Annotated in this window: 1 protein-coding gene; it reads right to left on the bottom strand. The window is 62.0% G+C overall.

Features of this window, described 5'->3' with window-relative positions; genetic code table 11:
* On the bottom strand, positions 1-869 hold an 869-nt coding region (locus FNJ84_RS21745), incomplete at its 3' end, for an ArdC family protein (RefSeq protein ID WP_255471375.1).
* Positions 870-1,022: the final 153 nt, after the last annotated feature.

Raw genomic sequence — 1,022 nt, 5'->3', positions numbered from 1 at the left:
CTGAGGTCCGCTGGCGCGGTGCGCATCAGCCAGTCGGCGGCTTTCTGGGCCTCGGTTGCGGCCTTGAAAATGAACCGTTTGTCGTCCTTGAGGCACCGCAACCAGCTTTCGACATAGGCGGCTGTCTGCCCGAAATCCGGCGTCACGCCGATCTGGGCGCAGACCATGGCGCTGCCGATTTCGGCAACCAGTTCCTCGAAAGCGCGATCAGTGCGCCCGTTGAACCGGCTGAAACGGTCCAGCCGATGCACAGCACCCGTGGCGTGACAGGCTTCATGGGCCAGGGTGGCGTAATATCCGGCGGCGTCATGAAACGTCGCGACGGGCGGCATGTGGATGAAATCACCCGCCACATCATAGAAGGCTTCCGGCCGCTCGCTGCTGCGCCGCGCGATCCCGCTCGCCTCAAAGAAGGCGTCAAGTGCCGGATCGGTTTCGGTGCCGAGATCGCGCGGGGCCTCGATGGGCTTGGCCTGAAAGTCTTCGGGCAAGCCGTCGATTTGGTCAGCATTGAAGACGCGATAGGCTTTGGCATAGCCGATGGTCTTTTCTTCGCCGGTCTCGGCATCAGTGCGATCAACGGTGCCATACTTCACGACCGTTGCGGATTTCTCGCCCTTGCGGACCTGCGCGCCTGCCTCCTGCGCCTGACGATAGGTAAACCAATGGGCGCTGCGATAGCCCTGTTCAGCGGCCCGCGCCCAGAGCATCAGGATATTGATACCACGATAAAACTCGCCGGTGCTGCGGCGGGGAAAGGGAATGCCGCCCTGATCGCCGGTCCATGGCTTCCGCCAGACCGGGGTGCCATCCTCGATGCTGGCAATGATCTGGTCTGTGACATGCTGGTAAACATCGAACTGGGCCATCATGCGCCCTCCTGAACGGGGCGCTCCACGGCGCTGACGTCGATGCCGCAATCGTCGCAGGTCGTATCGTCAAAGACGTTGGAGAGTTTCCACTCTTGCGTCTCGACATTCCAGCTGGCGCAGGCGTCGGCCAGAATGTTCTGGCCTCCGCAA

The organism is Paracoccus sp. M683 (genome assembly GCF_007096355.1).
GTDB lineage: Bacteria > Pseudomonadota > Alphaproteobacteria > Rhodobacterales > Rhodobacteraceae > Paracoccus.
Note: the sequence above shows the minus strand (reverse complement) of the source record. Positions and strands in the feature narration are given on the sequence as shown.